Origin of the sequence: Streptomyces sp. NA02950 (genome assembly GCF_013364155.1) — a bacterium.
Classification (GTDB): Bacteria; Actinomycetota; Actinomycetes; order Streptomycetales; family Streptomycetaceae; genus Streptomyces.
This window is the reverse complement of the sequence record NZ_CP054916.1, coordinates 1786666-1811226: the sequence shown is the minus strand read 5'-3', so window position 1 is coordinate 1811226 and position 24561 is coordinate 1786666. Positions and strand designations below refer to the sequence as shown.

The window sequence follows — 24561 nt, the reverse complement described above, 5'->3', positions numbered from 1 at the left end:
CGTGCCCCCAGCACCACCCGCGGCCGCCACCACCGTCGCTAGGGGTTCGATGACTGAGTACGGCCGGGGTTCCGGCTCCCAACCGTGGCATCCCGAGGACCCGCTGTACGGGGACCAGGGGTGGGGACACCAGGCGGTCACCGGTCAGGACCCCCACTCCCAGGCCCCCTACGGGCAGGACTCCTACGCCCAGGACCCGTACGGGCAGGGCGGCCACGGTCAGGGCGGCTATGGCCAGGACCCTTACGGCCAGGACTCCTACGGGCAGGATTCCTACGCCCAGGGCCCCTACGGCCAGGACCCGTACGGGCACCAGCGCGATCCCCACGGTTATCCCCAGGACCCCCAGCAGTTCCAGCAGTTCCAGCACCCCCAGCAGTCCCAGTGGGACGGCCAAAACGGCGGCTACCCGCAGCAGCAGCCGCGGAACTACGCGGGCGGCGGCTGGGAGGGCACCTACGGCGACGGCCTCGACCCGCACGACCCGTACGCCCGGCCCGCCGACCCGTACGGCGGCGGCCAGGGCGCCCCGGCTCCCGGCGACTACTACGCCCAGGACGGCTATCAGCAGCAGGTACCGCAGGCGGCGCCACAGACGCAGGCGATGCCGCGGATACGGCCGGAGGCCCCGCGGACGCAGCAGATGCGGCGGGTGCCCCAGGAGCCCGCCGCGGAGGAACCGGCCGCGGACGAGCCCGCCGGGCGCGAGGAGGACCACCCCTTCTTCCAGGACGGCAAGGGCAGTCGTGGCCGGATCCCGTCGGACGACATGGACGCCATGGATGACGGGGACGACGACGCCGACGGCGATGAGCGCCGAGGCAAGAAGGGCGGATCGGGTAAACCCGCCAAGCGCCGCAGTGGTGTTGCCTGTCTGTTCGTCACCGTCGCCCTGGTGGGTGTGGTCGGCGGGGGCGGCTACTTCGCCTACGACTTCTGGCAGAGCCGCTTCGGCCCGGCGCCGGACTACTCAGGCGCGGGCGCCGGTTCGGTCTCCGTCGAGATCCCCGAGGGCTCGGGCGGCGCCACGATCGGCGACATCCTCACCAACAAGGGCGTGGTCAAGAGCAGCCGCGCCTTTGTGAAGGCGGTGGAGGACAGCGGCAAGGTCATCCAGCCCGGCAGCTACACCCTGCACAAGGAGATGTCCGGCGCGGCCGCGGTCAAGATGATGACCGACCCGACGAGCAGCAACGCGCTGATCGTCACCGAGGGCATGCGCAACGCCACGGTCTACGCGGCCATGGACAAGAAGATCGGCCTCAAGTCCGGTACCACCGCGGGTATCGCCAAGAAGGAGGCCAAGAACCTCGGCCTGCCCTCCTGGGCCGATGGCAACGCCAAGATCAAGGATCCGCTGGAAGGATTCCTCTACCCGTCCCGCTACAGCGTGGGCGAGGGCGCCAAGCCCAAGGACATCCTGCGCAAGATGGTCGCTCTGGCCCGGCAGAACTACGCCAAGCAGGACCTGGAGGGCAAGGCGAAGGAGCTGGGCCTGAAGTCGCCGCTCCAACTGATCACCGTCGCCAGCCTGGTGCAGGCGGAGGGCGTCACCCACAGCGACTTCCGCAAGATGTCCGAAGTGGTCTACAACCGGCTCAAGCCGGGCAACACCGAGACCAACGGCAAGCTGGAGTTCGACTCCACCTACAACTACATCAAGAACCAGAGCAAGATCGATATCCCGATCAACGAGATCAAGAAGTACAACAACCCGTACAACACGTACTTCTACGCCGGTCTGCCGCCCGGCCCGATCGGCAACCCGGGCGAGGACGCGCTCAAGGCGGCGATGAACCCGACCGACGACGGCTGGTACTACTTCATCTCGCTCGACGGCAAGACGAGCCAGTTCTCCAAGACCTACGCCGAACACCAGAAGTGGGTCGACAAGTTCAACAGGCAGCGCAAGAACGACGGCTGAGGAAAGATGTCGGAAAACCGCAGGGCCGCGGTGCTCGGTTCGCCCATCGCCCATTCCCTGTCACCGGTGCTGCACCGGGCCGCCTACCGCGAACTGGGCCTGGACGGCTGGATCTACGACCGGTTCGAGGTGGACGAGGCCGCGCTGCCGGGCTTCTTCGAGCGGCTCGGCGAGGGCGAGGGGCCCGCGTGGGCCGGGCTCTCCCTGACCATGCCGCTCAAGCGCGCCGTCATTCCGCTGCTGGACCGGATCAGCGACACCGCGGCGTCGGTGGAGGCCGTCAACACGGTGGTCTTCACCGACGACGGCGAGCGCACCGGTGACAACACGGATATCCCGGGCATGCTGGCCGCCCTCCGGGAGCGCGGGGTGGCGCGGGTGGAGCGCGCCGCGGTGCTCGGCGCCGGGGCCACCGCCTCGTCGGCGCTGGCCGCGCTCGCCCGGATCTGCGACGGCGAGGTCACCGCGTACGTCCGCAGCGCGGCACGGGCGGCCGAGATGCGGCAGTGGGGCGAACGGCTCGGTGTCACGGTGCGTACGGCGGACTGGGCCGACGCGGCCTCGGCGTTCGACGCCCCGCTGGTGATCGCCACCACCCCGGCGGGCACCACCGACACACTCGCCGGATCCGTCCCGGACCGCCCCGGCGCGCTCTTCGACGTCCTGTACGACCCCTGGCCGACCCCGCTGGCCGCGGCCTGGTCGGCACGCGGCGGCGCGGTCGTCGGGGGCCTCGACCTGCTGGTGCACCAGGCGGTTCTCCAGGTCGAGCAGATGACCGGCCGGGCCCCGGCGCCCCTGGCCGCGATGCGCGCGGCGGGCGAGGCCGCACTGGCGGAGCGCTCCCGCTGACCCCGCTGCCATCCGGGACCGTACGGTCCGCCTGCTGGACCGGAGCCCCGGGTGCCCCCGCGAACGTGGGAGGATCGGAGGTGGCGGGCCGGGACCGGGTGCCCCCAGCCACCGCTGGGAGGTGACCCCAGGCCGCGCCGCACGACGTCGAGGCGCGAAGCATGAGGGAGCACCGTTGAGCAGGTTGCGTTGGCTGACCGCGGGGGAGTCGCACGGCCCCGCACTCGTGGCGACGCTGGAGGGGCTGCCCGCCGGTGTGCCGATCACCACCGACATGGTGGCGGACGCCCTGGCCCGGCGGCGGCTCGGCTACGGCCGCGGAGCCCGGATGAAGTTCGAGCGCGACGAGGTCACCTTCCTCGGCGGCGTCCGGCACGGTCTGACCCTCGGCTCCCCGGTCGCGATCATGGTCGGCAACACGGAGTGGCCGAAGTGGGAGCAGGTCATGGCCGCCGACCCGGTGGACGACGAGATCCTGGCGGGGCTGGCCCGTAACGCGCCGCTCACCCGCCCCCGCCCCGGCCACGCCGACCTGGCCGGAATGCAGAAGTACGGCTTCGACGAGGCCCGGCCGATCCTGGAGCGCGCCAGCGCCCGGGAGACCGCCGCCCGGGTCGCGCTCGGCACCGTCGCCCGCTCCTACCTCAAGGAGACGGCCGGGATCGAGATCGTCTCCCATGTGGTGGAGCTGGCCGCGGCCAAGGCCCCCTACGGGGTCCACCCCAAGCCGTCCGACGTCGAGAGGCTGGACGCCGACCCGGTGCGCTGCCTGGACGCCGACGCGAGCAAGGCGATGGTGGCCGAGATCGACCAGGCCCACAAGGACGGCGACACCCTCGGCGGTGTGGTCGAGGTGCTGGCCTACGGCGTACCCGTGGGCCTCGGCTCGCATGTGCACTGGGACCGGCGGCTGGACGCCCGGCTTGCGGCCGCCCTCATGGGCATCCAGGCCATCAAGGGTGTCGAGGTCGGCGACGGTTTCGACCTCGCCCGGGTGCCCGGCTCCAAGGCACACGACGAGATCCTGCCGACCGACGACGGCATCAGGCGCTCCTCCGGCCGCTCCGGCGGTACCGAGGGCGGTCTGACCACCGGCGAGCTGCTGCGCGTCCGGGCCGCCATGAAGCCGATCGCGACCGTGCCGCGCGCTCTGGCCACGATCGATGTGACCACCGGGGAGCCGACCAGGGCCCACCACCAGCGTTCCGACGTCTGTGCCGTCCCGGCGGCCGGGATCGTGGCCGAGGCGATGGTCGCGCTGGTGCTCGCGGACGCGGTCGCGGAGAAGTTCGGCGGTGACTCGGTCACCGAGACCCGCCGCAATGTGCGGAGCTTCCTCGAGAACCTGGCCATCCGGTGAGCGCCGTGAGCGGGCCGGACGGGCCTGCGGTGGTCCTGGTCGGCCCCATGGGCGTCGGGAAGACGACCGTCGGGCGGGTGCTCGCGGAGCGGCTGGGCACCACCTTCCGTGACACCGACGCCGATATCGTCGCGACCTCGGGCAAGGAGATCGCGGAGATCTTCATCGACCAGGGCGAGCCGCACTTCCGTGAGCTGGAGCGACAGGCGGTACGGACCGCGGTCGCCGAGCACAGCGGCGTCCTCGCCCTGGGCGGCGGCGCGGTCATGGACGAGGGCACCCGTGCCCTGCTGGCCGGCCGTCCGGTCGTCTTCCTCGAGATGGGCGTCGCCGAGGCCGTCCGGCGTACCGGCCTGGACGCTCCGCGTCCGCTGCTCGCCGTCAACCCGCGACAGCGCTGGCGCGAGCTGATGGAACAGCGCCGCCCCCTGTACACCGAGGTCGCCCGTGCCGTGGTGGCGACCGAGGACCGTACGCCCGAAGACGTCGCCGATGCCGTCCTGGACGCACTGGAGCTGAAGAAGGCATGACCACCGACACCCCCACGCGCATCCAGATCGCCGGTACGGCCGGGACCGCGCCGTACGAGGTCCTGGTCGGGCGGCAGCTGCTCGGCGAGCTGCCCGGGCTGATCGGTACGGCAGCCCGCCCGTCTCCCACCACCACCCTCAAACGAGGCGCTGCGCGCCACGGCCATGTCCAGCGCATCGCCGTCCTGCACCCCGAGGCGCTGGCCGAGACAGGTGAGGCCATCCGCCAGGACCTGGCCGACCAGGGCTACGAGGCCATCGCGATCCAGCTGCCGAACGCGGAGGAGGCCAAGACCGCCGAGGTCGCCGCGTACTGCTGGAAGGCGCTCGGCCAGACCGGCTTCACCCGCACCGATGTGATCATCGGGGTCGGTGGCGGTGCCACCACCGACATCGCGGGCTTCGTCGCGGCCACCTGGCTGCGTGGAGTGCGCTGGATCGCCGTGCCGACCACCGTGCTGGGCATGGTGGACGCCGCGGTCGGCGGCAAGACCGGTATCAACACCGCCGAGGGCAAGAACCTCGTCGGGGCCTTCCACCCGCCGGCCGGAGTGCTCTGCGACCTGGCCGCGCTGGACTCGCTGCCGGTCAACGACTACGTCAGCGGGCTGGCCGAGATCATCAAGGCCGGTTTCATCGCCGACCCGGAGATCCTGGAGCTCATCGAGCGGGACCCGGCCGCGGCCCGCACCCCCGCCGGTCCGCACACCGCCGAACTGATCGAGCGCTCCATCCGGGTCAAGGCCGAGGTCGTCTCCAGCGACCTCAAGGAATCCGGTCTGCGCGAGATCCTGAACTACGGGCACACGCTCGCGCACGCCATCGAGAAGAACGAGCGTTACAACTGGCGGCACGGCGCCGCGGTCTCCGTCGGCATGGTCTTCGCGGCCGAACTCGGCCGTCTCGCGGGCCGGTTGGACGACGCCACCGCCGACCGGCACCGCACGGTGCTGGAGGCCGTGGGCCTGCCGCTGACCTACCGCGGTGACCAGTGGCCCCGGCTGCTGGAGACCATGAAGGTCGACAAGAAGTCCCGCGGTGACCTGCTGCGCTTCATCGTCCTCGACGGTCTCGGCAAGCCGTCCGTCCTGGAGGGGCCGGACCCGGCGGTGCTGCTCGCGGCGTACGGGGAGATCTCCGCCTGACGGAGGCCGTCGGCCGAGGCCGCTGTTCGGTGACGGCCGACCGGATTCCGTCACAACTCCGTCATCGCGGCCGGAGCCCGTGGCACCGCCGCGGGCTCCGGAAAACCGCCCCGGAAGCTCGCAGCCGCGGCCGTCCGGTGAGGAATTGCCTGGCTGGCGCGGTGTACCGGGCACGCAACAGGTTTGTCCGCCGTTCACACAGCGACCGTCCGGGCAGGTACCGTTCGGTAGAAGCGGCCTCACCGCCGCCTCGCTACGCGACAGTTGCCGGACTTGCCTGTACGAGACGGAGTGCCACCGGATGCAGCACGCAGTGGGAGCTCCGCTGCCACCGCCCCATGGGCCGGGGCAGGGGCCCGGACCGCAGGGCGCAGGCTGGGCCCAGGGCGCAAGCCACCACCCGGGCCCCCACCCGAACCCTCCCGTTCCGCCCGTGCCCCCGGCGCCCGCCCATCCGGCCCCGCCCCCGCACCAGGCCCCGCCCCCGCACCAGGGTCCGCCTCCGCAGGCGCCGCCGCCCGTACCGCAGGCGTCCGTCCCCTCCGTGGCGCCGCCGCCCGCCGAGACGGGGGGCGTCACCGGTCATGTCCAGCTGCCGCCCGGTGGCCCGGTGCCGCTGCCGCACCCGCCGCCGGACCAAGCGGTGCCCGACGCCTCGCAGACCGCGGTGGCGGTGCTGCTGATCGGACCGGCCGGAGCGGGCAAGACGACGGTCGCCCGGCACTGGGCCGACCGCCGACGGGTGCCCACCGCCCACATCAGCCTGGACGACGTCCGGGAATGGGTCAGGTCCGGCTTCGCCAACCCCCAGTCGGGGTGGAACGAGAACTCCGAGGCCCAGTACCGGCTGGCCCGCCGCACCTGTGGCTTCGCCGCCCGCAACTTCCTGGCCAACGGCATCTCCTGCATCCTCGACGACGCGGTCTTCCCGGACCGCCCGGTGGTCGGCCTCGGTGGCTGGAAGCGCCATGTCGGCCCCGGGCTGCTGCCCGTCGTGGTGCTGCCCGGTCTGGAGATCGTGCTCGAGCGGAACGCGGAGCGCAGCGGCAACCGCCGCCTCAGCGACGACGAAGTGGCCCGTATCCACGGCCGGATGGCCGGGTGGTACAGCTCCGGGCTGCCGATCATCGACAACTCCACCCATGACGTGGAGACCACCGCGCGGATGCTGGACGAGGTCGTCGCCCGCTCCATCGCGAGCCCGCCCACCTGGTAGTCCCTCCACTGGCGCGACCGGCGCGACCGGCGTGCGACCGGCCCGGCCGGAGCCCCGGTGGACGCCGCCCATACGGCCCCGCTCGACCGGCCGCGGGGCTCGACCCTGCGTACGCTCGGGGTCATGTCCGAGGTGTACGCCGTTCGCCGTGCCCGCCTGCGCGACCAGTGCGCCACGGCCGGGAGTGGCGCCGCGCTGGTCTCCCGGCCGGCCAATGTGCGCTATCTGTGCGGTGTCGCACCGCCCGGTGCCGTGCTGCTCCTCGGTCCGGCCCAGGACGTCCTGGTGGCGTCCGAGACACCGGCGTCACCGACCTGGGGGCTGGGCTCCCCGTCGCACCCCGAGGATCTGCGGCTGCTGATGCTGCCGGGACCCGACGGCGACCCGGCGGTGGCCGCCGCCGATCTGGCCGCGGCCGACGGCGCCGAGTCACTGGCCGTCGAGGAGCACGATCTGACCGTCGCCCGGCACCGGGCGCTCGGCTGCGCCGCCCCCAAGCTGCTGCTGGCCGATCTGGGCCGGGCGGTGGAACAGCTGCGGCTGATCAAGGACGACGAGGAGATCTCCCGGCTGCGGATCGCCGGGGAGCTGGCCGACCAGGCCCTCGGCGAGCTGCTGGAATCGATCCTGGTGGGCCGGACCGAGCGCCATCTCGCACTGGAGCTGGAGCGCCGTCTGGTGGACCACGGCGCGGACGGACCGGCCTTCCCCACCGTGGTGGGCGCGGGGCCGAACGCCGGGCGGGCGGGACATCTGCCCACCGACCGCCGGGTCGAGGAGGGCGATTTCCTCACCATCTGCCTCGGCGCGGACTACCGCGGCTACCGCTGCCAGGTGGGGCGTACGTTTGTCATCGGCCCCTCGCCGGCGGACTGGCAGGTCGAGCTCTACGACGTGGTCTTCGCCGCTCAGCGAGCCGGACGGGAGGCCCTGACCCCGGGCACCGCGTACCGGGACGTGGACCGGGTGACCCGCCAGGTGCTGGACGCGGCGGGGTTCGCGGACAGGCTGGAGCCCTGTACCGGACACGGTGTGGGCCTGGAAATCGACGAGGACCCTCGGCTCGCACCGTCGGCCATGGGTAAACTGGACGCTTGTGTGCCGGTCACCGTCGAGCCGGGGGTCCACCTCCCGGGACGGGGCGGTGTCCGGATCGACGACACGCTCGTCGTCCGCCCCGAGGCGGACGGCGGACCCGAGCTACTCACCATCACGACCAAAGAGCTGCTCGCGCTCTAGCTTCGGCTTCGGCCGGCACCAGGCGCGCCGCATCTTTCTGGTCTCCACCAGCTGCAGTCCAGGAGATCCCGCAACCGTGGCATCCACGAACGACCTCAAGAACGGCATGGTGCTCAAGCTCGACGGCGGCCAGCTCTGGTCCGTTGTCGAGTTCCAGCACGTCAAGCCCGGCAAGGGCCCTGCTTTCGTGCGCACCAAGCTCAAGAACGTGCTGTCCGGCAAGGTGGTCGACAAGACCTTCAACGCCGGCGTGAAGGTCGAGACGGCCAATGTCGACAAGCGCGGCATGCAGTTCTCGTACAAGGACGGCGAGAGCTTTGTGTTCATGGACATGGACACGTTCGACCAGATCTACATCACCCCCGAGGTCGTCGGCGATAACGCCCGCTACCTGCTCGAGGGGTTCGAGGCGGTCGTCGCGATGTACGAGGGCAACCCGCTCTACGTCGAGCTGCCCGCGGCCGTCGAGCTCGTGATCGAGTACACCGAGCCGGGCGTCCAGGGCGACCGCTCCACCGGTGGCACCAAGCCGGCCAAGCTCGAGACCGGCTATGAGATCGGTGTGCCGCTGTTCATCACCACCGGTGAAAAGATCAAGGTTGACACCCGTTCCGGTGAGTACCTCGGTCGGGTGAACAACTAACCGTGGCTGCCCGCAACAAGGCCCGTAAGCGTGCCTTTCAGATTCTCTTCGAGGCCGATCAGCGTGGCAGCTCCGTGCAGACCGTCCTCGCGGACTGGATACGGCACGCCCGGACCGACGACCGGCAGCCGCCGGTCAGCGAATACACGATGCAGCTGGTCGAGGGATATGCGCAGTACACCGCCCGGATCGACGAGCTGATCGCCACCTATGCGGTGGGCTGGACGCTGGACCGGATGCCGGTCGTCGACCGGAACATCCTGCGGCTCGGCGCGTATGAGCTGGTGTGGGAGGACGCGACCCCGGACGCGGTGGTGATCGACGAGGCGGTGCAGCTCGCCAAGGAATTCTCCACCGATGACTCCCCGGCCTTTGTCAACGGCCTGCTGGGCCGCTTCAAGGAGCTGAAGCCGAGTCTGCGCCGCGACATCGAGCACCCGGCGTGACGCGCCGCCGCTGAGCCGCCGTACCGCGGCGCCCACGGGGCGCCGCACCCGAGACGAAACCGCCGGGGGCGGTGGAGGACCTGAAAGGCTCTCCACCGCCCCCGGCGGTACGTTTCTGCTGGTTGAGGACAGAGGGACGGCCGAAGGCGTCCGGTGGCGTCTGAGGCGGCTCAGACGTCCTCGTGCTGGACGGCGCGGCGGGCGTCGGCGCCCAGCACACCCCAGCTGATCAGCTGCTCGGTCAGCACGGAGGGGGACTGGTCGTAGATGACGGCGAGAGTGCGCAGATCGTCCTGGCGGATCGAGAGCACCTTGCCGTTGTAGTCACCACGCTGGCTCTGGATCGTCGCGGCGTACCGCTGGAGCGGGCCCGCCTTCTCGACCGGCACATGGGCCAGCCGCTCCAGGTCCAGTACCAGCTTCGGCGGCGGCTCGGCGGCGCCGGCCGGGCTCGTGCCCGGAAGCAGCTCCTGAACCGGGACGCCGTAGAAGTCGGCCAGTTCGGCGAGACGCTGTACGGTCACGGCGCGGTCGCCGCGCTCGTACGATCCCACCACCACGGCCTTCCAACGGCCCTGCGACTTCTCCTCGACACCGTGGAGGGAGAGGCCCTGCTGGGTGCGGATGGCGCGGAGCTTGGCCCCGAGCTGTTTGGCGTATTCGCTGGACATAAAGCTCCCCGGACGAAGACTGGTAACTCACTGTGAGGTTACGCAGCGTAATCTCGGTTCGTCAAGCCGAATGGGGCGGAGGGGCTCCCGCCAGGGGTGTTGGCGGGCGGCCCGCCCGGCCCTGCTACTGTGAATGGCGCAATTCCGACGTCCTTTAAGGTCCGTCCCGTGAGGCGGAGAAGGAGGTCCGTTTCGTATGGACGCACACACCTCGAGTGCCGCGCGCTCGGTGCTGGAAGCACCCGACATCGCGCGCGTCCTCACCCGCATCGCCCACGAGATCGTCGAGCGCACCAAGGGCGCCGGCGACGTGGTGCTGCTCGGAATCCCCACCCGCGGTGTCCATCTCGCCCGGCGGCTCGCCGCCCGGCTGGAGGAGATCACCGACCGGGCGCCCGGCGAGGTCCCCGTCGGTTCGCTCGACATCACCATGTACCGCGACGACCTGCGGCTGCGCCCGGCCCGCGCGCTCGCCCGCACCGAGATCCCCGGCCACGGCATCGACGGCCGTCTGGTGGTCCTCGTCGACGACGTGCTCTTCTCGGGCCGCACCATCCGCGCCGCGCTCGACGCCCTGGGTGACATCGGGCGCCCGCGCGCGGTCCAGCTGGCGGTCCTCGTCGACCGCGGCCACCGGGAACTGCCGATCCGCGCCGACTACGTCGGCAAGAACCTCCCCACATCGCTGCGGGAGACGGTCAAGGTCCAGCTCACCGAGGAGGACGGTCGCGACAGCGTCCTCCTCGGCCTGCGCGAGACCACCCCCGCGGACGGGCAGTAGCGCCTGCCCCGGCGGCACGGCACCCGGCGATCCCGGGGACCGGCCGCCGGACGCCCCGGTGCCGCCCTGCCGCCACCGGGCCGCGCCTGCCCGCCCGTACGCCCGCACACCTCCTTCACCCACGGAGCATCCGGATGAAGCGCCACCTCATCTCGGCCACCGACCTCTCGCGCGATGACGCCGTCCTGATCCTCGACACCGCCGAGGAGCTGGCCCGGCTCGCCGACCGGCCGATCAAGAAGCTGCCGACCCTGCGCGGCCGTACCGTCGTCAACCTCTTCTTCGAGGACTCCACCCGCACCCGCATCTCCTTCGAGGCGGCCGCCAAGCGGCTGTCCGCCGACGTCATCAACTTCTCCGCCAAGGGCTCCTCGGTCTCCAAGGGCGAGTCCCTGAAGGACACCGCGCTCACCCTGGAGGCGATGGGCGCCGACGCCGTGGTCATCCGCCACCACGCCTCCGGCGCCCCGCACCGGCTCGCCACCTCCGGCTGGATCGGCGGCTCCGTCGTCAACGCCGGTGACGGCACCCACGAACACCCCACCCAGGCGCTGCTCGACGCCTTCACCATGCGCCGCCATCTGACCTCCGGCACCGGCCAGGACCTCAGCGGCCGCCGGATCACCATCGTCGGCGACATCCTGCACAGCCGGGTGGCCCGCTCCAACGTCCACCTGCTGTCCACCCTCGGCGCCGAGGTCACCCTCGTCGCCCCGCCGACCCTGGTGCCCTTCGGCGTCGAGAGCTGGCCCTGCGAGGTCTCCTACGACCTGGACGCGGTGGTGGGCAAGTCCGACGCCGTGATGATGCTCCGCGTCCAGCGCGAGCGGATGAACGCCGCCTTCTTCCCCACCGAGCGGGAGTACGCGCGCCGCTACGGCCTGGACGGCGACCGGATGGCCCGGATGCCCGAGCACGCCATCGTCATGCACCCCGGCCCCATGAACCGCGGGATGGAGATCACCGCCGAGGTCGCCGACTCCGACCGCTGCACCGCCGTGGAGCAGGTCACCAACGGCGTCTCCATCCGCATGGCCGTCCTGTATCTGCTGCTCGGCGGGAACGAGCCCGCCGTCGCCGCCGCCCGCACCGAGGAGAGCAAGTAACCATGAGCAACACGACCACGACGCTGCTGCGCGGCGCGAAGGTGCTCGGCGGCGAGCCGCGGGATGTGCTGATCGAGGGCGAGCGCATCGCCGCCGTCGGCACCGGCCTGGACGCCCCCGCGGACGCCACCGTGATCGACGCCGCCGGACAGATCCTGCTGCCCGGCCTCGTCGATCTGCACACCCATCTGCGCGAGCCCGGCCGTGAGGACTCCGAGACCGTCCTGACCGGCACCAAGGCCGCCGCCGTCGGCGGTTTCACCGCCGTCCACGCCATGGCCAACACCTTCCCGGTCGCCGACACCGCGGGCGTCGTGGAGCAGGTCTGGCGGCTCGGCAGGGAGTCCGGCTACTGCGACGTGCAGCCCGTCGGCGCCGTCACCGTGGGCCTGGAGGGCAAGAAGCTCGCCGAGCTGGGCGCCATGCACGATTCCGCCGCCGGGGTGCGCGTCTTCTCCGACGACGGCAAATGCGTCGACGACGCCGTGATCATGCGCCGGGCTCTGGAGTACGTGAAGGCGTTCGACGGGGTCATCGCCCAGCACGCCCAGGAGCCCCGGCTCACCGAGGGCGCCCAGATGAACGAGGGCATCGTCTCCGCCGAGCTGGGCCTCGGCGGCTGGCCCGCCGTCGCCGAGGAGTCGATCATCGCCCGCGATGTGCTGCTCGCCGCCCACGTCGGCTCGCGCGTGCACATCTGCCATCTGTCCACCGCCGGCTCGGTCGAGATCGTCCGCTGGGCCAAGTCCAAGGGCTGGCACGTCACCGCCGAGGTCACCCCGCACCACCTGCTCCTCACCGACGAGCTCGTACGGTCCTACAACCCCGTCTACAAGGTGAACCCGCCGCTGCGCACCGAGGCCGACGTCATGGCGCTGCGCGAGGCGCTGGCCGACGGCACCATCGACTGTGTCGCCACCGACCACGCCCCGCATCCGCACGAGGACAAGGACTGCGAGTGGGGCGCGGCGGCCATGGGCATGGTGGGCCTGGAGACCGCGCTGTCGGTGGTCCAGCACACGATGGTCGACACCGGTCTGCTGGACTGGGCGGGCGTGGCCGACCGGATGTCCCACCGCCCCTCGGCCATCGGCCGCCTCACCGGCCACGGCCGTCCCGTCGCCGCCGGGGAGCCCGCCAACCTCACCCTGCTCGACTCCGCTTACCGTGGTGTGGTGAACCCCGCGGGCTTCGCTTCCCGCAGCCGCAACACCCCCTACGAGGGCCGTGAACTGCCGGGCCGCGTGACGCACACCTTCCTGCGGGGCCGGGCGACGGTCGTGGACGGGAAGCTGGCGTGACACCTCTGAGCAATCCGGCGGCGGGCCTCGCGGTCCTGGCCGCCGACCAGAAGTCGCAGGACGTGACGGACTGGGCCGCGCGGATCGGCTGGGTCGTCGGACTGCTGCTGGTCATCGGACTCGTCTACTGGCTGATGCGCGAGGGCTGGAAGTGGCGCGGCACGCTCCAGGGCGATCTGCCCGAGCTGCCCCAGGCCCCCGCCGAGCCCGGCGACCCGCGGCTCACGATGACCGGCCGCTACCACGGCTCCACCACCGCGGGGCAGTGGCTCGACCGGATCGTGGCCCATGGCCTCGGCACCCGCAGCCGGGCCGAGCTGACCCTCACCGACGCGGGCGTGACGGTGGTCCGCCCCGGGGCAAAGGACTTCTTCATCCCGGCGGACAGCCTGCGCGACGCCCGGCTCGACAAGGGCATCGCGGGCAAGGTCCTCGCCGAGGGCGGGCTGCTGATCCTCACCTGGCAGCTCGGCGACCGGCAGATCGACTCCGGTTTCCGCTCCGACCACGCCGCCGAGCACCGGGCCTGGGTCGAGGCCCTGGCCGTCAAGAACACCGAGCACAACCAGGAAGGCGCACGATGACGACCTCCACCCGGGGGGCCAGGACCCCCGCCGTACTCGTTCTGGAGGACGGCCGCAGCTTCCGTGGCCGTGCCTACGGGGCCGTGGGGGAGACCTTCGGCGAGGCCGTGTTCTCCACCGGCATGACCGGCTACCAGGAGACCCTGACCGACCCGTCCTACCACCGCCAGGTCGTCGTCATGACCGCCCCCCACATCGGGAACACCGGCGTCAACGACGAGGACCCCGAGTCCCGGCGCATCTGGGTCTCCGGCTATGTGGTGCGCGACCCCGCCCGTACGCCCTCCAACTGGCGCTCCCGCCGCTCCCTCGACGAGGAGCTGACCGCCCAGGGCGTCGTCGGCATCAGCGGTATCGACACCCGCGCCCTCACCCGCCATCTGCGTGAGCGCGGCGCCATGCGGGTGGGCATCTTCTCCGGCGAAGCCATCGCGGACGAGGCCACGCTGCTGGCCAAGGTGCAGGCCGCCCCGCAGATGAAGGGCGCCGACCTCAGCGGCGAGGTCGCCACCGCCGAGACCTACGTCGTCCCGGCGATCGGCACCAAGCGGTTCACCGTGGCCGCCGTCGACCTCGGCATCAAGGGCATGACCCCGCACCGGATGGCCGAGCGCGGCATCGAGGTGCACGTCCTGCCCGCCACCGCCGCCCTGGAGGACATCTACGCCGTCAACCCGGACGGGGTGTTCTTCTCCAACGGACCGGGGGACCCGGCCACCGCCGACCACCCGGTCGCGCTGATGCGCGGCGTGCTGGAGCGCGGCACCCCGCTGTTCGGCATCTGCTTCGGCAACCAGATCCTCGGCCGGGCCCTGGGCTTCGGCACCTACAAGCTGAAGTACGGCCACCGCGGCATCAACCAGCCGGTGCAGGACCGGACCACCGACAAGGTCGAGGTCACCGCGCACAACCACGGCTTCGCCGTCGACGCCCCGCTCGACGCGCCCTCCGACACCCCCTACGGGCGGGCCGAGGTCTCCCACGTCTGCCTGAACGACAACGTGGTCGAGGGGCTGCGGCTGCTCGACCGCCCCGCCTTCAGCGTCCAGTACCACCCCGAAGCCGCCGCAGGTCCGCACGACGCCGCGTACCTGTTCGACCGCTTCGTCACCCTGATGGAGGGCCAGCGTGCCTAAGCGCACCGACATCCAGTCCGTTCTGGTCATCGGCTCCGGCCCGATCGTCATCGGCCAGGCCGCCGAGTTCGACTACTCCGGCACCCAGGCGTGCCGTGTCCTCAAGGCCGAGGGGCTGCGGGTCATCCTGGTCAACTCCAACCCGGCCACGATCATGACCGACCCGGAGATCGCCGACGCCACGTACGTCGAGCCGATCACCCCGGAGTACGTCGAGAAGATCATCGCCAAGGAGCGCCCCGACGCGCTGCTGCCCACCCTCGGCGGGCAGACCGCGCTCAACACGGCGATCTCCCTCCATGAGGCGGGCACCCTCGCCGAGTACGGCGTCGAGCTGATCGGCGCCAATGTCGAGGCCATCCACAAGGGCGAGGACCGCGACCAGTTCAAGGAGGTCGTCGAGGCGGTCAACGCCAAGATCGGCCACGGCGAGTCCGCCCGCTCGGTCATCTGCCACTCCATGGACGACGTCCTCGCCGGGGTCGAGCGGCTCGGCGGCTACCCCGTCGTCGTCCGCCCCTCCTTCACCATGGGCGGCGCCGGTTCCGGCTTCGCCCACGACGAGGAGGAGCTGCGCCGGATCGCCGGTCAGGGCCTGACCCTCTCGCCGACCACCGAGGTGCTCCTGGAGGAGTCCATCCTCGGCTGGAAGGAGTACGAGCTGGAGCTGATGCGCGACAAGCACGACAACGTCGTGGTCGTCTGCTCCATCGAGAACTTCGACCCCATGGGCGTGCACACCGGTGACTCCATCACCGTCGCCCCGGCGATGACCCTCACCGACCGCGAGTACCAGGTCCTGCGGGACATCGGCATCGCCGTGATCCGCGAGGTCGGGGTGGACACCGGCGGCTGCAACATCCAGTTCGCGGTCAACCCCGAGGACGGCCGGGTCATCGTCATCGAGATGAACCCGCGCGTCTCCCGCTCGTCGGCGCTGGCCTCCAAGGCGACCGGCTTCCCCATCGCCAAGATCGCCGCCCGGCTGGCCGTCGGCTACACGCTCGACGAGATCCCCAACGACATCACCGAGCAGACCCCGGCCTCCTTCGAGCCCACCCTCGACTACGTCGTGGTCAAGGTGCCGCGGTTCGCCTTCGAGAAGTTCCCGGCCGCCGACGCCCGGCTGACCACCACCATGAAGTCGGTCGGCGAGGCCATGGCCATCGGCCGCAACTTCACCGAGGCCCTCCAGAAGGCGCTGCGCTCGCTGGAGAAGAAGGGCAGCCAGTTCGACTTCACCGGCGAGCCCGGCGACAAGCACGAGCTCCTCCAGCGCGCCGACGTCCCCACCGACGGCCGGATCAACACGGTTATGGAGGCCATCCGCGCCGGGGCCACCCCGCAGGAGGTCTTCGACGCCACGAAGATCGACCCGTGGTTCGTGGACCAGCTGTTCCTGATCAAGGAGATCGCGGACGAGCTGGCGGCCGCCGCCAAGCTGGGCCCGGAGCTGCTCACCGAGGCCAAGCGGCACGGCTTCTCCGACGCCCAGATCGCCGGGATCCGCTCGCTGCGCGAGGACGTGGTCCGCGAGGTGCGGCACGCACTCGGCGTCCGGCCCGTCTACAAGACGGTCGACACCTGCGCCGCCGAATTCGCCGCGAGGACCCCGTACTTCTACTCCTCCTACGACGAGGAGTCCGAGGTCGCCCCGCGCGAGACCCCCGCGGTGATCATCCTGGGCTCGGGCCCCAACCGCATCGGCCAGGGCATCGAGTTCGACTACTCCTGCGTCCACGCCTCCTTCGCGCTGCACGACGCGGGCTACGAGACCGTCATGGTCAACTGCAACCCGGAGACCGTCTCCACCGACTACGACACCTCCGACCGGCTCTACTTCGAGCCGCTCACCCTGGAGGACGTGCTGGAGATCGTCCACGCGGAGCAGCAGGCGGGCCCGGTCGCCGGTGTGGTCGTCCAGCTCGGCGGCCAGACCCCGCTGGGCCTGGCCCAGGCGCTGAAGGACAACGGCGTGCCGATCGTCGGCACCTCGCCCGAGGCGATCAACCTCGCCGAGGAGCGCGGCGCCTTCGGCCGGGTGCTCACCGAGGCCGGGCTGCCCGCGCCCAAGTACGGCACCGCCTTCTCCTTCGAGCAGGCCAAGGGCATCGCCGCCGAGATCGGCTACCCGGTCATGGTCCGCCCCTCCTACGTCCTCGGCGGCCGTGGTATGGAGATCGTCTACGACGAGCCGTCGCTCGCCGCGTACCTGGAGCGGCACGCGGGCCTGATCTCCGAACACCCGGTGCTCATCGACCGCTTCCTCGACGACGCCATAGAGATCGACGTGGACGCGCTCTACGACGGCCACGAGCTCTACCTCGGGGGCGTCATGGAGCACATCGAGGAGGCCGGTATCCACTCCGGCGACTCGGCGTGCGCCCTGCCCCCGATCACCCTCGGCGGCTTCGACATCAAGCGGCTGCGGGCCTCCACCGAGGCCATCGCCCGCGGTGTCGGGGTGCGCGGCCTGATCAACATCCAGTTCGCGATGGCCGGGGACATTCTCTACGTCCTGGAGGCGAACCCGCGCGCCTCCCGTACGGTCCCCTTCACCTCCAAGGCCACCGCGGTACCGCTGGCCAAGGCCGCCGCCCGGATCTCGCTGGGCGCCACCATCGCCGAGCTGCGCGCCGAGGGGCTGCTCCCGGCGGCCGGTGACGGCGGCACCCTGCCACTGGACGCGCCGATCTCCGTCAAGGAGGCCGTGATGCCGTGGAGCCGGTTCCGGGACTCCTCCGGGCGCGGTGTGGACACCATCCTCGGCCCGGAGATGCGTTCCACCGGCGAGGTCATGGGCATCGACTCGGTCTTCGGCTCGGCGTACGCCAAGTCGCAGGCCGGGGCGTACGGCGCACTGCCCACCAAGGGGCGCGCGTTTGTCTCGGTGGCCAACCGCGACAAGCGTTCGATGATCTTCCCGGCCCGTGAGCTGGTCGGTCTCGGCTTCGAACTGCTGGCCACCTCGGGCACCGCGGAGGTGCTCAAGCGCAACGGCATCAACGCCACCGTGGTGCGCAAGCAGAGCGAGGGCGAGGGCCCGGACGGCGCGAAGACCATCGTCCAGCTGATCCACGACGGCCAGGTCGACTTGATCGTCAACACCCCGTACGGCACCGGCGGCCGTCTCGACGGCTACGACATCCGTACGGCGGCCGTCGCCCGCGGCGTCCCCTGCCTGACCACGGTCCAGGCGCTGGCCGCCGCCGTACAGGGCATCGAGGCGCTGGGCCGGGGGACGGTCGGCGTCCGGTCGCTCCAGGAACACGCGGAACATCTGACCGCCGCCCGCGAGGAGTGAGGCGAGGGAGGGGGACACCGGCCGGTGTCCCCCTCTTCGCGAGAGAGCCCCTTCGCGAGACAGCCCCATCCCATCCGCGCGCAGAAAGCCGCCATGTACGCACTCCTCTTCAACCTGATCTTCCGGCGTATGGACCCCGAGAAGGCCCACCACCTGGCCTTCGGCTGGATCCGGCGCGCCGCCCGCATCCCCGGCTTCCGCACCTTCGCCGCCGCCGTGCTCGCCCCCCGGCACACGGCGCTGCGCACCGAGGCGCTGGGGCTGCGGATGCACGGCCCGTTCGGGCTCGCCGCCGGGTTCGACAAGAACGCCACCGCCATCGACGGCATGGCCATGCTCGGCTTCGACCATGTCGAGATCGGCACCGTCACCGCCCAGCCGCAGCCCGGCAACCCCAGGAAGCGGCTCTTCCGGCTGGTCGCCGACCGCGCCCTGATCAACCGCATGGGCTTCAACAACGACGGCTCGGCCGCGGTCGCCGCCCGGCTCGCCGCCCGCCGCCCCGTCTTCCGTACGACGCTCGGCGTCAACATCGGCAAGACCAAGGTCGTCCCGGAGGCGGAAGCCGTCGCCGACTATGTGACGTCCACCGAGCGGCTGGCCGGCCACGCCGACTACCTCGTCGTCAACGTCTCCTCGCCCAATACCCCCGGACTGCGGAACCTCCAGGCCGTGGACCATCTGCGGCCGCTGCTGAGCGCCGTCCGCGAGGCCGCCGACCGCACCGTCACCGGCCGCCGGGTGCCGCTGCTGGTCAAGATCGCGCCGGATCTGGCCGACGAGGACGTGGACGCCGTCGCCGACCTCGCCCTCGACCTCGGCCTGGACGGCATCATCGCCACCAACACCACCATCGCCCGCGACGGACTTGGCCTGCGCTCCGGCGCGGAGCTCACCGGCGAGACCGGCGGACTGTCCGGCGCACCGCTGAAGTCCCGCTCCCTTCAGGTGCTGCGGCGGCTGTACGCCCGCGTGGGCGACCGGATCACCCTCGTCGGCGTCGGCGGGATCGAGACCGCGGACGACGCATGGGAGCGCATCCTCGCCGGGGCCACCCTGGTCCAGGGCTACAGCGCGTTCATCTACCGGGGCCCGTTCTGGTGCCGGGAGATCCACCGCGGTCTCGCCGCCCGGCTGGCCGCCTCCCCCTACGCCACCCTCGCCGACGCCGTCGGCGCCGAGGCCCGCAAGGAGACCGCATGACCACCGCCCCCTTCGGCACCCGGCTGCGGGCCGCCATGGACACCCGTGGCCCGCTGTGCGTCGGGATCGACCCGCATGCCTCGCTGCTCGCCGAATGGGGGCTGGGGGACGATGTGGCGGGCCTGGAGCGGTTCACCCGCACCGTCGTGGACGCCCTCGCCGAGCGGGTCGCCGTCCTCAAGCCGCAGTCGGCCTTCTTCGAGCGCTTCGGGTCGCGCGGCATCGCCGTCCTGGAGCGGGCCGTGGCCGACGCCCGCGCAGCCGGGGCGCTGGTCCTCATGGACGCCAAGCGCGGTGACATCGGCTCCACCATGGGCGCGTACGCCGCGGCCTATCTGGACCCCGGCAGCCCGCTGTTCTCCGACGCGGTCACCGTCAGCCCCTACCTCGGCTTCGGCTCGCTGCGCCCGGCGCTGGACGCGGCGCGCGCGAGCGGGGCGGGGGTGTTCGTGCTGGCGCTGACCTCCAACCCGGAGGGCGCCGAGGTGCAGCACGCGGTAGGGGCGGACGGCACCTCCGTCGCCGCCTCGGTGCTGGCGTCCCTGAAGGCCGAGAACGCCGGGGAGGCGGCCCAGGGGCGGCTCGGCTCCTTCGGCGCGGTCGTCGGCGCCACCCTCGGCACCGCGGCATCCCGGGCGGGCGCCGAGCTGTCGATCGGCGGACCGCTGCTCGCCCCCGGTATCGGTGCCCAGGGGGCGACCCCGGCCGACCTCCCCGGGGTCTTCGGCGCGGCGGTCCGCGACGTCCTCCCCAGCGTCAGCCGGGGGGTGCTGCGGTACGGTCCGGACACGGCTTCGCTGGTCGAGGCGGCGGCCCGAATGGCCGATGAGGTGCGTGCTGTGGCCGAATAACCGGGCTATTTTGTCCAGAAATGTACCGGTCGAGCGAGTCTGACCAGGACTTTTCGTCTGTTCTCGCTGACTGGAGCGGGATGGGCCGCTAGTCTCCGACGAGAGCGAACGTGCAAGCGCGTTGCGCGTTGCTCCCCAGGTGAGGGCCGACTAGGTTCCTCACCGGTCCATATCCGACAGTTCGACATCCGAGGTGACGAAGGCGTGGCTCTTCCGCCCCTTACCCCTGAACAGCGCGCAGCCGCGCTCGAAAAGGCCGCCGCGGCTCGCCGGGAGCGCGCCGAGGTCAAGAATCGGCTCAAGCATTCCGGTGCCTCCCTGCACGAGGTCATCAAGCAGGGCCAGGAGAACGATGTCATCGGCAAGATGAAGGTCTCGGCTCTCCTGGAGTCCCTGCCCGGCGTCGGCAAGGTCCGCGCCAAGCAGATCATGGAGCGCCTCGGCATCTCCGAGAGCCGCCGTGTGCGTGGTCTCGGCTCCAACCAGATCGCATCGCTCGAGCGTGAGTTCGGCGGCGCCGCCGGCTGACGTTTCCAGGCACCCCCGGGAACCTGGATAATCGCTGCATGGCAGCACACTCCGCACGTCCGCGACTGACCGTGCTCTCCGGCCCCTCCGGGGTCGGCAAGAGCACGGTCGTCGCCCATATGCGCAAGGAACACCCCGAGGTCTGGCTCTCGGTCTCCGCCACGACCCGCAAGCCCCGCCCCGGCGAGCAGCACGGCGTCCAGTACCTCTTCGTGGACGACGGGGAGTTCGACAAGCTCATCGCCAACGGTGAGCTGCTGGAGTGGGCCGAGTTCGCGGGCAACCGCTACGGCACCCCACGGCAGGCCGTTCTCGACCGCCTCGAAGCGGGCGAGCCGGTGCTGCTGGAGATCGACCTCCAGGGCGCCCGGCAGGTCCGTGAGTCCATGTCCGAGGCGCAGCTCGTCTTCCTCGCCCCGCCCAGCTGGGAGGAGCTGGTGCGCCGGCTCACCGGCCGGGGCACCGAGGCGCCGGAAGTCATCGAGCGGCGGCTGGCGGCCGCCAGGACCGAGCTGGCCGCGGAGTCCGAGTTCGACCGCACCCTGGTCAACACCTCCGTCGAGGACGTGTCGCGCGAGCTGCTAGCCTTGATGAAGGTTCTATAGATCCTTTTCCCCTTTTCGGAAGGTAGAGCGTGTCCTCTTCCATCACCACGCCCGAGGGCATCATCAACCCGCCGATCGACGAGCTGCTCGAGGCCACTGACTCGAAGTACAGCCTCGTGATCTACGCGGCCAAGCGTGCGCGTCAGATCAACGCGTACTACTCCCAGCTCGGCGAGGGCCTGCTCGAGTACGTCGGCCCCCTGGTGGACACCCACGTCCACGAGAAGCCGCTCTCGATCGCGCTCCGCGAGATCAACGCGGGACTGCTGACCTCCGAGGCCATCGAGGGCCCGGCGCAGTAGTTTCAGATCGCTCATCACCGGCCCGGCACGGGGCGCCTCCAGCGGCGGCTGAAGGGCCTCCAGCGCCGGGCTCGTGGTGTGTCATGGGTGGGTACGACGGCGTACACGGCGGGGAGAGGCGAGCGATGACCACGGCGGACGGGCCCAGGGTCGTGCTGGGCGTCAGCGGCGGGATCGCCGCGTACAAGGCCTGTGAGCTGCTGCGGCGCCTCACCGAGTCCGGGCACGAGGTACGCGTCGTGCCGACCGCCTCGGCGCTGCACTTCGTCGGCGAGGCCACCTGGTCGGCACTGTCCGGCCGGCCCGCGAAGACCGAGGTGTGGGAGTCCGTCCACGACGTCCCGCACGTACGCATCGGCCAGTCCGCCGACCTCGTCGTGGTCGCCCCCGCCACCGCCGACCTGCTCGCCAAGGCCGCCCACGGCCTCGCCGACGACCTGCTGACCAACACGCTGCTCACCGCGCGATGTCCGGTCGTCTTCGCCCCCGCCATGCACACCGAGATGTGGGAGCACCCCGCCACCCGGGAGAACGTGGCCACCCTGCGCCGCCGGGGCGCCCTGGTCATCGAACCCGCCGTCGGCCGGCTGACCGGTGTGGACACCGGCAAGGGGCGGCTGCCCGACCCCGAGCAGATCTTCGAGGTCTGCCGCCGGGTGCTGGCCCGCGGTGAGCGCGCGGGTGAGCAGGATCTCGCGGGACACCATGTGGTGATCACCGCGGGCGGCACCCGCGAGCCGCTGGACCCGGTGCGGTTCCTCGGCAATCGCTCCACCGGGCGCCAGGGCTACGCCCTCGCCCGTGCGGCCGTCGCCCGGGGCGCCCGGGTGACCCTGGTGTCGGCCAACAGCGCATTGCCGGACCCCGCCGGTGCCGATGTGGTGCGCGCGGGCACCGCCGCCCAGCTGCGGGAGGCGGTTCTGAAGGCCGCCGCGGACGCCGACGCCGTGGTGATGGCCGCCGCCGTCGCCGACTTCCGGCCCGCCCACTACGCCCAGGGCAAGATCAAGAAGCGGGAGGGCGCCGAGCCCGAGCCGCTCGCCCTGGTGCGAAATCCGGACATTCTCGCGGAGATCTCCGCGGACCGCCCCCGCCCCGGCCAGATCGTCGTGGGCTTCGCCGCCGAGACCGACGACGTGCTGGCCAACGGCCGCGCCAAGCTGGCCCGCAAGGGCTGCGATCTGCTCGTGGTGAACGAGGTGGGGGAGCACAAGACGTTCGGCTCCGAGGCCAATGAGGCCGTTGTGCTCGCGGCCGACGGCACCGAGACCCCCGTTCCGTACGGCCCCAAGGACGCACTGGCCGACACCGTCTGGGACCTTGTGGCCGCCAGGCTGGGCTGACCGGCCCGGCCCGGGGGTGGCAGGCGCCCGATCGGGCCATGACACCTTCCTGTAAAGCTGCCCTGGCTGTTTTTCCGCCCTCGGCGAGGTATGTTCCAGGTCACGGCCTGCCCGTTCTGTGGGACGGGGATGCTCGACCGGCCCGCGTGCCGGATAAACTGGCCGAGGAACCGCACCGGGCGCAGCCCCCGAGCGGTCCCGCCCATGATCAGCCAGCAGCCGCTGCAACCCCAGGGAGCGATGTGTCCCGCCGCCTGTTCACCTCGGAATCCGTGACCGAGGGTCACCCTGACAAGATCGCAGACCAGATCAGCGACACCATCCTCGACGCCCTCCTCAAGGAGGACCCGACCTCCCGGGTCGCCGTCGAGACTCTGATCACCACCGGCCTGGTGCATGTGGCCGGCGAAGTGACGACCAAGGCGTACGCCCCGATCGCGACGCTCGTCCGCAACAAGATCCTCGAGATCGGTTACGACTCGTCGAAGAAGGGCTTCGACGGCGCCTCCTGCGGTGTCTCGGTGTCGATCGGCTCGCAGTCCCCGGACATCGCCCAGGGCGTCGACTCGGCCTATGAGCTCCGGGTCGAGGGTGCCGCCGCAGGTGAAGAAGAGGACGAGCTGGACCAGCAGGGCGCCGGTGACCAGGGCCTGATGTTCGGCTACGCATGCGACGAGACCCCCGAGCTGATGCCGCTGCCGATCAACCTGGCGCACCGGCTCTCCCGCCGGCTGTCCGACGTCCGCAAGAACGGGACCATCCCCTACCTGCGCCCGGACGGCAAGACCCAGGTCACCGTCGAGTACGACGGCAACAAGGCGGTCCGGCTGGACACCGTCGTCGTCTCCTCGCAGCACGCCTCCGACATCGACCTGGACTCGCTGCTCGCCCCCGACATCCGTGAATTCGTCGTCGAGCACGTGCTGAACGAGCTCGTCGAGGACGGCATCAAGCTGGACACCGAGGGCTACCGCCTGCTGGTCAACCCGACCGGCCGCTTCGAGATCGGCGGTCCGATGGGTGACGCCGGTCTCACCGGTCGCAAGATCATCATCGACACCTACGGCGGGATGTCCCGCCACGGTGGCGGCGCCTTCTCCGGCAAGGACCCGTCCAAGGTCGACCGCTCCGCCGCCTACGCGATGCGCTGGGTCGCCAAGAACGTGGTCGCCGCCGGGCTCGCCCAGCGCTGCGAGGTCCAGGTCGCGTACGCCATCGGCAAGGCCGAGCCGGTCGGTCTCTTCGTCGAGACCTTCGGCACCGCCACCATCGACCACGAGAAGATCGAGAAGGCCATCTCCGAGGTCTTCGACCTGCGCCCGGCCGCGATCATCCGCGATCTCGACCTGCTGCGCCCGATCTACGCCCAGACCGCTGCCTACGGCCACTTCGGCCGTGAGCTGTCGGACTTCACCTGGGAGCGCACCGACCGCGTGGACGCGCTCCGCGCCGCCGCGGGGGTGTGAGCCCGCTCGATCCGTCCGAAGGCCC

General features: G+C 71.2%; 23 protein-coding genes. 22 read left to right on the top strand and 1 reads right to left on the bottom strand.

The features are described from left to right. Positions 1–49 precede the first annotated feature (49 nt). The 9 genes from mltG to nusB all read left to right on the top strand — a co-directional run bounded on the left by mltG (position 50) and on the right by nusB (position 9355). The gene (gene mltG, locus HUT19_RS07385; protein WP_176179686.1) at positions 50–1924 is read left to right on the top strand and encodes an endolytic transglycosylase MltG; all 1875 of its coding nucleotides are present in this window, start codon (positions 50–52) and stop codon (positions 1922–1924) included. A 6-nt stretch (positions 1925–1930) separates the two neighbouring features. Continuing rightward, positions 1931–2776, top strand: coding sequence for a shikimate dehydrogenase (locus tag HUT19_RS07380; protein WP_176179685.1), 846 nt, complete (start codon positions 1931–1933; stop codon positions 2774–2776). A 175-nt stretch (positions 2777–2951) separates the two neighbouring features. Continuing rightward, positions 2952–4136 carry a chorismate synthase gene (gene aroC / locus HUT19_RS07375; protein ID WP_176179684.1) on the top strand — a complete coding sequence of 395 codons (1185 nt, stop codon included), beginning with the start codon at positions 2952–2954 and terminating at the stop codon, positions 4134–4136. A 47-nt stretch (positions 4137–4183) separates the two neighbouring features. Then, positions 4184–4666 carry a shikimate kinase gene (locus tag HUT19_RS07370; protein ID WP_254886130.1) on the top strand — a complete coding sequence of 161 codons (483 nt, stop codon included), beginning with the start codon at positions 4184–4186 and terminating at the stop codon, positions 4664–4666. Further along, complete coding sequence (gene aroB, locus HUT19_RS07365; RefSeq protein WP_176179682.1) at positions 4663–5811, top strand: 3-dehydroquinate synthase; 1149 nt, start codon at positions 4663–4665, stop codon at positions 5809–5811. Before HUT19_RS07370 ends, aroB begins: the two co-directional genes overlap by 4 nt. A gap of 301 nt (positions 5812–6112) precedes the next feature. Next, a complete protein-coding gene (locus HUT19_RS07360; protein ID WP_176179681.1) occupies positions 6113–7027 on the top strand; it encodes a Pro-rich N-terminal domain-containing protein in 915 nt (304 codons plus the stop codon). 123 nt (positions 7028–7150) lie between these two features. Then, complete coding sequence (locus HUT19_RS07355; protein WP_176179680.1) at positions 7151–8266, top strand: M24 family metallopeptidase; 1116 nt, start codon at positions 7151–7153, stop codon at positions 8264–8266. Positions 8267–8342: 76 nt separating this feature from the next. Further along, positions 8343–8909: an elongation factor P gene (gene efp / locus HUT19_RS07350; RefSeq protein WP_037951647.1), complete on the top strand. Its 567-nt coding sequence runs from the start codon at positions 8343–8345 to the stop codon at positions 8907–8909. A gap of 2 nt (positions 8910–8911) precedes the next feature. Beyond that, positions 8912–9355 (top strand): transcription antitermination factor NusB, encoded by a 444-nt coding sequence (nusB, locus tag HUT19_RS07345; RefSeq protein ID WP_176179679.1) that lies wholly within the window; start codon positions 8912–8914, stop codon positions 9353–9355. Between the two features lie 170 nt (positions 9356–9525). Here nusB and bldD read toward each other — a convergent pair whose 3' ends face one another. Next, a complete protein-coding gene (gene bldD / locus HUT19_RS07340; protein WP_014056259.1) occupies positions 9526–10026 on the bottom strand; it encodes a transcriptional regulator BldD in 501 nt (166 codons plus the stop codon). A 196-nt stretch (positions 10027–10222) separates the two neighbouring features. On the opposite strand from bldD, the gene pyrR reads away from it, so the two are divergent. The 13 genes from pyrR to metK all read left to right on the top strand — a co-directional run bounded on the left by pyrR (position 10223) and on the right by metK (position 24536). Beyond that, the gene (pyrR, locus tag HUT19_RS07335) at positions 10223–10807 is read left to right on the top strand and encodes a bifunctional pyr operon transcriptional regulator/uracil phosphoribosyltransferase PyrR (RefSeq protein ID WP_176179678.1); all 585 of its coding nucleotides are present in this window, start codon (positions 10223–10225) and stop codon (positions 10805–10807) included. Between the two features lie 134 nt (positions 10808–10941). Next, positions 10942–11913, top strand: a complete 972-nt coding sequence (locus HUT19_RS07330) for an aspartate carbamoyltransferase catalytic subunit (RefSeq protein ID WP_176179677.1) — start codon at positions 10942–10944, stop codon at positions 11911–11913. A 2-nt stretch (positions 11914–11915) separates the two neighbouring features. Continuing rightward, entirely contained in the window at positions 11916–13214 is a 1299-nt protein-coding gene (locus HUT19_RS07325) for a dihydroorotase (protein ID WP_176179676.1), read from the top strand. After that, complete coding sequence (locus HUT19_RS07320) at positions 13211–13798, top strand: hypothetical protein (protein ID WP_176179675.1); 588 nt, start codon at positions 13211–13213, stop codon at positions 13796–13798. Before HUT19_RS07325 ends, HUT19_RS07320 begins: the two co-directional genes overlap by 4 nt. Then, positions 13795–14934: a glutamine-hydrolyzing carbamoyl-phosphate synthase small subunit gene (gene carA / locus HUT19_RS07315; RefSeq protein WP_176179674.1), complete on the top strand. Its 1140-nt coding sequence runs from the start codon at positions 13795–13797 to the stop codon at positions 14932–14934. The genes HUT19_RS07320 and carA overlap by 4 nt, the downstream gene beginning before the upstream one ends. Continuing rightward, positions 14927–18238 (top strand): carbamoyl-phosphate synthase large subunit, encoded by a 3312-nt coding sequence (gene carB, locus HUT19_RS07310; RefSeq protein ID WP_176179673.1) that lies wholly within the window; start codon positions 14927–14929, stop codon positions 18236–18238. Before carA ends, carB begins: the two co-directional genes overlap by 8 nt. 93 nt (positions 18239–18331) lie before the next feature. Then, positions 18332–19441 (top strand): quinone-dependent dihydroorotate dehydrogenase, encoded by a 1110-nt coding sequence (locus HUT19_RS07305; protein ID WP_176179672.1) that lies wholly within the window; start codon positions 18332–18334, stop codon positions 19439–19441. Then, positions 19438–20292 carry an orotidine-5'-phosphate decarboxylase gene (gene pyrF / locus HUT19_RS07300; protein ID WP_176179671.1) on the top strand — a complete coding sequence of 285 codons (855 nt, stop codon included), beginning with the start codon at positions 19438–19440 and terminating at the stop codon, positions 20290–20292. The genes HUT19_RS07305 and pyrF overlap by 4 nt, the downstream gene beginning before the upstream one ends. 204 nt (positions 20293–20496) lie before the next feature. Beyond that, entirely contained in the window at positions 20497–20820 is a 324-nt protein-coding gene (locus tag HUT19_RS07295) for an integration host factor (protein WP_009713618.1), read from the top strand. 38 nt (positions 20821–20858) lie between these two features. After that, entirely contained in the window at positions 20859–21425 is a 567-nt protein-coding gene (gmk, locus tag HUT19_RS07290) for a guanylate kinase (RefSeq protein ID WP_176179670.1), read from the top strand. 29 nt (positions 21426–21454) lie between these two features. Beyond that, positions 21455–21727: a DNA-directed RNA polymerase subunit omega gene (gene rpoZ, locus HUT19_RS07285; protein WP_003970369.1), complete on the top strand. Its 273-nt coding sequence runs from the start codon at positions 21455–21457 to the stop codon at positions 21725–21727. Positions 21728–21852: 125 nt separating this feature from the next. Then, positions 21853–23070, top strand: coding sequence for a bifunctional phosphopantothenoylcysteine decarboxylase/phosphopantothenate--cysteine ligase CoaBC (coaBC, locus tag HUT19_RS07280; protein ID WP_176179669.1), 1218 nt, complete (start codon positions 21853–21855; stop codon positions 23068–23070). 242 nt (positions 23071–23312) lie between these two features. Further along, positions 23313–24536 (top strand): methionine adenosyltransferase, encoded by a 1224-nt coding sequence (metK, locus tag HUT19_RS07275; RefSeq protein ID WP_176179668.1) that lies wholly within the window; start codon positions 23313–23315, stop codon positions 24534–24536. Positions 24537–24561 lie beyond the last annotated feature (25 nt).